The organism is Acinetobacter sp. UBA3025, from assembly GCF_002367915.1.
GTDB lineage: Bacteria > Pseudomonadota > Gammaproteobacteria > Pseudomonadales > Moraxellaceae > Acinetobacter.
The window spans coordinates 7,104-16,237 of the sequence record NZ_DFDO01000104.1 but is presented as its reverse complement, the minus strand read 5'-3'; the positions used below and the strand labels follow the sequence as shown (position 1 = coordinate 16,237).

Genomic DNA, 9,134 nt, shown 5'->3' with positions numbered 1-9,134 from the left:
TCCGATCTAGCTTCAGTGCGCGGTTCACTGACTGACCGCATGATCATGATGCTGTGTACCATCGGTATGTCGATCAGTATTCTGGTCTATATCATCGTATTCCAGTACGTCTTGGCTTATGAACTGAGCTGGTTCCCGGTACAGGGCTGGAGCGATAACTTTACTGAAAACTTATTCAAATATGCACTATTGCCAGTATTAATCATGCTGGTGGTGAGTATTGCACCGACTTTACGTCTCTACCGTAGTTTTGTCTTGGATGAAGTCAATCAGGACTATGTCCGTACCGCACGCGCCAAAGGTCTGGGCGAAAGCCGCATTCTGGGCGTGCATGTATTGCGTAATGCATCAATTCCAATCATTACCGATGTCATGGCGGGACTTCCGGCTTTACTGATCGGTGCTTTCCTGATTGAACGTTTCTTTGGTATTCCAGGCATTGGCCGTGAAGTGATTATCGCAGTTGAGCGTTCTGACTTTCCCGTAATTAAAGCGATTACAGTCTATGTTGCGGCTGCGACCATGTTATTTAACCTGATTGCTGATCTGATCTATAAATGGGTCGATCCACGTGTACAGTTGAAGTAGGTGAATTATGCTGAGTGCGATATTTAAAAAAGAGCAACATGCTTCAGCAGTGCCTGAGTCTGCTTCAACCGGATTATGGCAGCTGGCGTTGCGTCGTCTGAAACGTGACCGTATTGCGATGTTCTCCCTATTTGTGGTGCTGTTTTATCTGCTGATGTTGCTGCTTTCCATGACAGGTGTGATTGCCAAGGACTGGAATAAAGAAGTAGCGGTGAGTTATGCACCCCCAAGCTTTATCTATACACCGTCTATGCCTGGAGCGGCAGGTGAAGATCAAAGTACTGAATCTGCCGTAGTACCAGTTAATCCAGTTGATCCTTTAAAAGATGTGATTGCAGAACTGGAAGCAGAAATTGCTGCTGAACAGGGCGCAGGTGTGATTGATTATTATGGTGTAGTCGATCCACTGGCTGAAGATATGAAAGCCATTGATCAGGAATTAGGGGGTCAGTTACTGGATCAGAGTAGTGAGCTTAAACAGAGCCTGTTCTTTGGCGCAGATAAATGGGGTCAGGATGTACTACTGAAAACCATTAAAGGTGCAGAAACTTCAATCTTGGTTGGCCTGATTGCTGCGCTGGTTGCGGTGGTGATTGGTACAGTACTTGGTGCGATTGCTGGCTATTTCGGTGGTTGGGTCGATGATGTGCTGAACTGGTTCTACAATATCTTTACTTCTATTCCTTATCTGTTGCTGGTGTTAGCGATTGCAGCAGTACTGCAACAAAAAGGGATTTTATCGATTATCCTGATTTTGGGTCTGACCGGCTGGACCGGGGTATTCCGCCTGGTTCGTGCGGAATATATGAAGCATACTGCACGTGAATATGTACTGGCAGCGAAAGCCATTGGGGTAAGCAATATGCGCCGTATCTTCGTGCATATTTTTCCGAATGTCAGTCATATCGCTTTGGTTCAAATGTCCATTCTTGCAGTGGCCTTTATCAAGTCCGAAGTCATTCTCAGCTTCTTAGGCTTTGGCGTACCAATTGGTGTGGTGTCATGGGGTAGTATGCTGAATGAAGCGCAAAGCGAGCTGATTTTAGGCAAATGGTGGCAGTTGACTGCGGCATCGGTGGCGATGGCGGTACTGGTGACAGCTTTCTCAATGTTTACTGATGCATTACGTGATGCATTAGATCCAAAACTGAAATAGGAGCGCAGCGATGTCTGAAATGAATCCAAGCACAGCACCCGCGTTACTTCGCGTAGACAACCTGCGCGTCAGTTTTAAAGGTGAAAATAAACAATATGTGGAAACGGTCAAAGGAATTTCATTTGAAATTCCGGCCAATACTACAGTGGCGTTAGTCGGTGAATCCGGAAGTGGTAAATCTGTGACTTCATTAGCAGTGATGGGACTATTAGCACCTGAGAACTCGAAGATCGCTGAAGACAGTCAGATCCTGTTTGAAGGTCGGGACTTATTGAAACTCAAGTCGAGTGAAATGCGTCAGATCTGTGGCAAAGAAATTGCCATGATCTTCCAGGAGCCGATGTCCTCATTAAATCCGGTGTTTACCGTGGGCATGCAGATCTCGGAAATTCTACGCCTGCATTTGGGCATGAATAAAAAACAGGCCCGTCAAAGAACGCTGGAACTTTTGCAGGAAGTCGGTATTCCTTCACCGGAAAGCAAGATTGATGCTTATCCGAGTCAGTTATCTGGTGGACAGCAGCAACGGGTCATGATTGCCATGGCCATTGCCTGTGAGCCGAAGCTCTTGATTGCTGATGAACCAACGACGGCATTAGATGTGACTATCCAGAAACAGATTCTGGACCTGCTTGAATCCTTGCGTCAGCGCCGTCAAATGTCGATGTTATTCATCAGTCATGACCTGGCGGTAGTTGGTGAAATTGCGGATCAGGTCATTGTAATGCGTTATGGCGAGATTCGTGAGCAAGGTTCGGTGACAGAAGTCCTGAACAATCCTCAGGATATTTATACCCAAGCCTTGTTGCATTGCCGTCCACAGCTATCGCACCGTCCTTTGCGTTTGCCGGTGATTAGCGACTTTATGAAACAGGATAGTCTGGCGCATGACCTGCATGCGAACGCTCCGCTACAACAGGAGCGTTCCCGTGGTTTAAAAGGTAATGAAGAGATCATTCTCGATGTACGTGATCTGAAAAAATCCTTCTATAGCCGTAAAGGCCTATTTGGAAAAGATGAATTTCAGGCTGTGAAAGGCGTGTCTTTTCAGCTGGCTAAAGGCAAAACCTTAGGGCTGGTTGGGGAGTCAGGTTCTGGTAAAACCACGATTGGTTTGCTCCTGATGCGACTGCAACAAGCTACAGGCGGCAAGGCGTTGTTTCAGGGTAAAGATATCTTGTCGATGACTGAAAAAGAGTTTACGGCCTATCAGCGTAAAATCCAGATCATTTTCCAGAACCCTTATGCTTCTTTGAATCCGCGTTTTACCGTGGGACAAATCCTGATGGAGCCGATGCAGATTCATCATATTGGCAAGGATGATGCAGAACGTAAACAGATGGCACTTGATTTATTAGAAAGGGTCAGCTTACCGGCTCAGGCCTTCTATCGCTATCCACATGAGTTTTCAGGTGGCCAGCGTCAGCGGATTGCAATTGCACGCTGTCTGACCTTAAAGCCTGAGATTTTGATCTGTGATGAATCAGTGTCCGCACTGGATGTATCCGTACAGGCGCAGGTACTGAACTTATTGCAGGATTTACAGGATGAATTTGGTCTGAGTTACATCTTTATTTCGCATGATTTGTCAGTGGTGAAATATATTTCTGATCAGATCATGGTGCTAAATCATGGTGATCTGGTGGAAATTGCCAACTCAGATGATCTGTATCAGTCTCCGCAACACGACTATACCAAGCGTCTGTTAAGTGCGATTCCTCAGGGTATTCCGCAGTAACTTGCTAAAGTACGAAATAAAAAATGTCCACATTGCTGGGCATTTTTTTATGACAAGAATTCACTTTTAGGAAATAGAAGGGAGATACCCGCCTTTTATATCGGGTTCTATTGAGAAGACTAGGGATAGATAAAATTAGGTGATTATTATTGTTCTTGCAAAAAAAAAGAGCCACCGAAGTGACTCTATCTTATTCAAAGCCTAGAACTTTTTAAAGCCTTTATTCGCACCATATAAACCGCGTGGTGCATTACCTTCACGGTTTTCGCGGCGGCCAAACTGGTTGTCTTCACGGTTGTCACGACGTGCAAACTGGGTGCCATTCTGGTTTTCACGACGACCAAAGCCTTGATCATCGCGACGTTCACGGTTGTTGTATTGCGGCTGCTGCTCATCGGTATCACGGCGTTGCTGACGCAAGTAACCACCACGGCGCGCTGCCATTGGTTTTTCCTGCATACGCTCATTACGACGTTTCGCCATGCCGAATAAGCCGGTACCTTGACGCGGTTTCAGCTCAACTGATTTGGTCAGGTTATCGATATCCTGTTTATCCAGCTCAATCCAGCGACCTGTACGAAGTTCACGTGGCAGAATCACGGTACCGTAACGGGTACGTAATAAACGGCTGACTTTCAGACCTTGTGATTCAAAGATACGACGAACCTCACGGTTACGACCTTCTTTCACGACAACTTGATACCAACGGTTGATCCCGTCACCACCCAGTTCAGAGAATGACTCAAATTTTGCAGGACCATCATCTAGCACCACGCCTTTCAGCATGTTGTTTTTCAGTTGTGGAGTTACCTCACCCATGACACGAACTGCATATTCACGTTCGATTTCATTCGATGGGTGCATTAAACGATTCGCCAGTTCACCATCATTTGTGAACAGTAACAGACCGGTCGAGTTAATATCCAGACGGCCGACCATGACCCAGCGATCGCCTTGAATTGATGGCAGGTTGTCAAATACTGTTGGACGCTGTTCAGGATCATTACGTGAACAGATTTCGCCTTCTGGCTTGTAATAAATTAGGACACGACGACGGATTTCGTCTTCGATCTGGAACTGTACTTTACGACCGTCGATGCGAAGCTCATCACCTGGTTCGATTCGTTCACCCACTTGGGCAATCTGCCCATTCACACTCACACGACCTGCGGCAATGACTTCTTCCATATAACGGCGAGAACCCAAACCAACACGTGCAAGCACCTTTTGCAACTTTTCACTCATGACAGCATAACCTTAGAAATAATTATTCAACAGTTCACCTATTTATGACTTCGGTGCATTCGCATCGAGCGCCATAAAAGCTTCCTTGGCATCCTGCAGGGGAGGCAATTGGCCTAAAGAATTTAAGCCAAACGCATTTAAAAATTGTGGCGTTGTCACTAACAACGCAGGTCTTCCAGGGAGTTCACGAAAGCCGGATTCTTTAATCCAGTTCCAGTCAAACAGCGTACGCAAAATCTGACTGTTATTCGTGACACCACGAATTTGTTCAATATCAGCTCGGGTCACTGGCTGATGATAAGCAATCACCGCAAGCATCTCCAGTAATGAAGGTGACAGGCGTGTCGGTCGCTCGGGCCAGGTCTGTGCAATAATATTACGATATTTTACACGCACTTGAAAACGGTAACCTTGCACAGTTTCAACCAGTTCAATAGAACGGCCATGCATCAGCATGGAAAGCTGTTGTAAATACTGGCGCAGCTCCTGCTTGTTATAGCGATCCTGAAATGCTTCTTTCAGTCGAGCTAAGGAAACTGGGGAGTCACTGGCAAAAATAATGGCTTCCAGCTGCATCAGAATTTCATGCAGATTATCTTCCGCAGACAAGGAGATATTATGTTCTGTGTTCATGCGTGTGCTCCTTGAATTGCGAGCGGAGCTTCAACACCTGAGGCAATAATTTGAATTTTTTGCTGGCGGGTGAGTTCCAACACGGCCATAAAGGTCACGACTACACCCATGCGTCCCTGACTTGGCTTGAGTAATTTATCAAAAGACAAGACTTCACCAGATTCCAGACGGCTTTCAATATAGGCAATCCGTTCTTCCAGTAATACTGGTTCCTGTTGCACCTGATGAATGACTGGTTCAGGGCGGTTAAAGACACAAAGTAAGGCATCACGCAGCAGATCAGCACTATGGCCTTCATTCGGCTGGATAAACTCGCCTAAGTGAACATTGGTCTGAAAGGTATCACGTTCCAGAATCGTCATCTGACCCAGACGTTCTGCAGCTTGTTTGATCCGTAAATAATTTTCCAGACGCTCAATCAGGTCCTGTTTTGGATCCTGTTCAACTGCAGCCACGCTTTTCGGTTTAGGCAGTAATAAACGGGATTTGAGATCGGCCAACAAAGCAGCCATCACCATATAATCCGCGGTTAGCTCAATATTCAGGGATTTCATCGCATCCATATAGGACAGATATTGGGAGGCAATCGGCGCGATATCAACCTGCAACAGATCAAAACCATTTTTCTGGATTAGGTAGATTAAAAAGTCGAGGGGGCCTTCAAAATGTTCTAACAGAATTTCAAACGCTGCTGGAGGAATATACAGATCCTCTGGAATCGTATTTTGCCATTCATCCAGAACCCGGATGTTTGGAGCAGATTCCATAGCGTTATGGGGCATTTGAGTCATTACAATTATAAGCCACGCGAATTTTCAAAGGCATGAAATGGCTTATTCCCCGAGCTCATGTCAGGAGAAAAAGCACATAATTTAATAGTTGGCATTGTACTGGAAAATTGTCGTTAAATAAAATAGATATGCATTCAAAAGCAAAAAAACCATATTTATTTTAGGAGAAATTTTATTTTTTTAATTTGTTAAAATATACAAGTCTGATATTAAACAGCGTATTAGCTAAAATTAAATTCAATATAGTCTGGGTGGCTTAAGAAACTGTAACTTCATATAGAGAATTTTTTAAAGATTCTCAGCACCTATTAAATAATGACTGAGTTTAAGCTCATCAGGAAATATGTGATAAAAATAAGAAAAAACAGTTATCTATCGCCTAAAAAATAAACTAATATAGCCGAAAAATATTAATAAATAACAACCATAGATCAGGTTAATTATAAAAATGCCAATCGTACTTGTGTTAATCGGCGTCATCGGCTTAGGGGTATTCTGGGGCTACCCTCAATATCAGCTTATGCAGCTTGAAAATGAAATGCGTACCAATCTGAAGTCTGGCGGCTTTTCCAGCTTTGTCGAGCAGGCCAAACCAGTGATGCAGGCCATGAAACTGGATTTTAGCGTACTGGACCAGTATCCTCATATTCGTTTCTATATGCGTAATACGCTTTATACGGGCAAAGATTTACCCGACGGTGTTACTGCAATGGTCAAAACCATGAGCTGTAATTCCATTGATTCTTTTAGGACTATGGAATCCAAAGCCCGGACTGCGTTATTGAATGTGCTTGAAGAGGATCAAATCACTTTTCATGTTTCAGTCAAAAACAGGTTTGGTGCTGAACTGGCAACTCATCAGCAAAAACTGTCGGAATGTCCAAACTTCTTGCAGTTAAAACATTATAAAGAAGGTGATCCGTTACCTCCAAAGCCAAGTTTGAATAATCAAGTTCCTTCGGTTGCACCAGCGGTCAGTACATCTACTCAGGATCGTGCAGCGAGCTATTAAATCTTGGCATGCGTGATAAGGTTATTTTAATTCTGCTCTCGCAATACATATTCGATGACACGCTGGCAGGTATCTGCCAGACAAATATTGTTCGTTGAATAAACTTGTAAAAGCTTTCTTGCCATCGCGACATCAAGAAAGTATGAGTATTCACTATTGTTGATATTCAGATTTAATTCTGGCTTGGAATTTTTATCGATAGATATTGCCTTGGATTCCAGTGTCCAAGGCAATTCGGCATAGATTAGATGATCGGCAGGAAATTCATTCAGATTCAGGAGGATATAAAACAAATCCATTTTATTTTCTTCTGAAACTTAATTAGAAGCAGCTTTATTTATTCAAAAGCACTGACATCACCGACCCCACGACGAATCACTTCAGGCTGATCTCCTGATAAATCCACAATAGAAGTCGTACTTAAAGTTCCTAGACCACTATCAATAAAGACATCAATCCGTTTGCCGAGCTGCATTTCAATGTCATAAGGATCATCAAGAGGATCAGTGTGGTCTGGCAGGATGAGTGTTGAAGTTAGCAGCGGTTCGCCCAGTTCTTGAAGCAGCATCTGACACACAGGATTGGTGGGGATACGCAAACCAATGGTTTTTTTCTTCGGATGCATTAAACGTTTAGGCACTTCGCTGGTTGCCGGAAGAATAAACGTGGTCACAGCAGGTGTATTATTTTTCAGCAAACGATAGACGGCATTGTCGACTTTGGCATAAGTCGCAAGATCGGATAAGTCGCAGCAGATAATGGCATATTGGTGCTTAGGTCCTAGACCACGAATCTGCGCGATTCGCTCCATCGCATGTTTATTCCCGATCTGGCAGCCAATCGCATAGGCTGCATCGGTCGGATAAACCACAACATCACCGGCACGAATACGTTCTACTGCCTGACTGATCAGACGAGCTTGCGGATTATCCGGGTGTACACGTAAATGCAGCATAAATATTCCTCCCAACCTGCCTTAAACTTATTATGAAATGCCTTTGTATAAAGTAACAATGACAAACAGGTAGATTTGTGTAATTTAATCAAGCATTTCACGTTGAAATTCATCAGATTGTAAACTTTTGCCCGCACGGGTGCAGACACAGATACAATCAATGAAACGTTTGGCATCACGTGGCAGTTTGGCTTCACCACTAAAATAGCGTTGTACCTGAGCATAAACATTATCTTTAAAGCTGGAGCCATCGCCACCATCGCCGGTTAAATTGTCCAGGGACACACGGAACTTACGGCCAAATGCTTTGGAAAACATCCATTCAATCGCTTGTGGCTTGATTTCGACCTGCTCAAATAATGCTTGCTGTTCCTTGGTGCGACCATCTGGCGCATACCAATAACCTAGATCTGGTAGCAGACGGCGCTTATCACCGGCAATAGTCCAGTGACTGATTTCATGCAGGGCACTATTAAAGAAGCCATGCGCAAACTGGATCCGGGCAGGGCTATCTTCTGTAGCCGGGAAATACTCCGGTTCAAAGTCACCACGGACTAAAGTGACATTTAGGTGGGAAAACCAGTGATTAAAGTGTAAGATGAGCCAATCAACCTGTTCCGCTTCTGAGGATAAATTCGCCCACGGTAAGCGTTGCACTTGCTGTAGTGAGCTGTCAGAATCGGAGGTTGAAAGTGTGCTAACGAGTGATGAAACATTCACTTCTGTTTGCGGCTGCAACAGATGCATGACTGAAATTACCCAATTGGTCTGTCTAAAAATAAGTACAAAATTGTATCTTAATCTTTGACAGAGTTCTGATGAATTTGTAGAATTGCCGCCTTAATTATGTCAGCAAATACCTTTCCGGCACAGATTGAGCCGTTTAAATGGGCTGAACAGGGCTTTAAATGGTCAGGTCAACTGCCTTTATCCCGCTTTGTTCGTATTGCTCGTGAAGCTGTTGGATCAATTGATGATCAATTGATTAACATAGACTGTAAGCTATCAATGGATGC

Annotated in this window: 10 protein-coding genes; 4 read left to right on the top strand and 6 right to left on the bottom strand. The window is 44.3% G+C overall.

Annotated elements, in window-relative coordinates:
- The 3 genes from B4J23_RS04450 to B4J23_RS04440 all read left to right on the top strand — a co-directional run.
- Window positions 1–588: ABC transporter permease (locus B4J23_RS04450; RefSeq protein ID WP_291358885.1), on the top strand; the 588-nt coding region annotated here is incomplete at its 5' end.
- 7 nt (window positions 589–595) lie between these two features.
- Window positions 596–1,744: an ABC transporter permease gene (locus B4J23_RS04445; protein WP_034170660.1), complete on the top strand. Its 1,149-nt coding sequence runs from the start codon at window positions 596–598 to the stop codon at window positions 1,742–1,744.
- A 10-nt stretch (window positions 1,745–1,754) separates the two neighbouring features.
- A complete protein-coding gene (locus tag B4J23_RS04440; RefSeq protein ID WP_291358883.1) occupies window positions 1,755–3,482 on the top strand; it encodes an ABC transporter ATP-binding protein in 1,728 nt (575 codons plus the stop codon).
- A gap of 201 nt (window positions 3,483–3,683) precedes the next feature.
- Here the strand turns inward: B4J23_RS04440 and rluB are convergent, their stop codons facing one another.
- The 3 genes from rluB to B4J23_RS04425 are packed head-to-tail and all read right to left on the bottom strand — an operon-like array spanning window position 3,684 to window position 6,151.
- Window positions 3,684–4,727, bottom strand: a complete 1,044-nt coding sequence (rluB, locus tag B4J23_RS04435; RefSeq protein ID WP_004783318.1) for a 23S rRNA pseudouridine(2605) synthase RluB — start codon at window positions 4,725–4,727, stop codon at window positions 3,684–3,686.
- A 42-nt stretch (window positions 4,728–4,769) separates the two neighbouring features.
- The gene (scpB, locus tag B4J23_RS04430; RefSeq protein WP_180179651.1) at window positions 4,770–5,360 is read right to left on the bottom strand and encodes an SMC-Scp complex subunit ScpB; all 591 of its coding nucleotides are present in this window, start codon (window positions 5,358–5,360) and stop codon (window positions 4,770–4,772) included.
- The gene (locus B4J23_RS04425; RefSeq protein ID WP_180179650.1) at window positions 5,357–6,151 is read right to left on the bottom strand and encodes a segregation and condensation protein A; all 795 of its coding nucleotides are present in this window, start codon (window positions 6,149–6,151) and stop codon (window positions 5,357–5,359) included. Before B4J23_RS04425 ends, scpB begins: the two co-directional genes overlap by 4 nt.
- Before the next feature lie 448 nt (window positions 6,152–6,599).
- Here B4J23_RS04425 and B4J23_RS04420 point away from each other — a divergent pair, with 448 nt between their 5' ends.
- Window positions 6,600–7,163, top strand: a complete 564-nt coding sequence (locus tag B4J23_RS04420; protein ID WP_291358879.1) for a hypothetical protein — start codon at window positions 6,600–6,602, stop codon at window positions 7,161–7,163.
- A 26-nt stretch (window positions 7,164–7,189) separates the two neighbouring features.
- Here the strand turns inward: B4J23_RS04420 and B4J23_RS04415 are convergent, their stop codons facing one another.
- The 3 genes from B4J23_RS04415 to B4J23_RS04405 all read right to left on the bottom strand — a co-directional run bounded on the left by B4J23_RS04415 (window position 7,190) and on the right by B4J23_RS04405 (window position 8,865).
- Complete coding sequence (locus tag B4J23_RS04415; protein ID WP_291358877.1) at window positions 7,190–7,462, bottom strand: hypothetical protein; 273 nt, start codon at window positions 7,460–7,462, stop codon at window positions 7,190–7,192.
- Between the two features lie 38 nt (window positions 7,463–7,500).
- The gene (locus B4J23_RS04410) at window positions 7,501–8,118 is read right to left on the bottom strand and encodes an L-threonylcarbamoyladenylate synthase (protein ID WP_005234273.1); all 618 of its coding nucleotides are present in this window, start codon (window positions 8,116–8,118) and stop codon (window positions 7,501–7,503) included.
- An 84-nt stretch (window positions 8,119–8,202) separates the two neighbouring features.
- Window positions 8,203–8,865, bottom strand: coding sequence for an elongation factor P hydroxylase (locus B4J23_RS04405; RefSeq protein ID WP_291358874.1), 663 nt, complete (start codon window positions 8,863–8,865; stop codon window positions 8,203–8,205).
- Window positions 8,866–9,134: the final 269 nt, after the last annotated feature.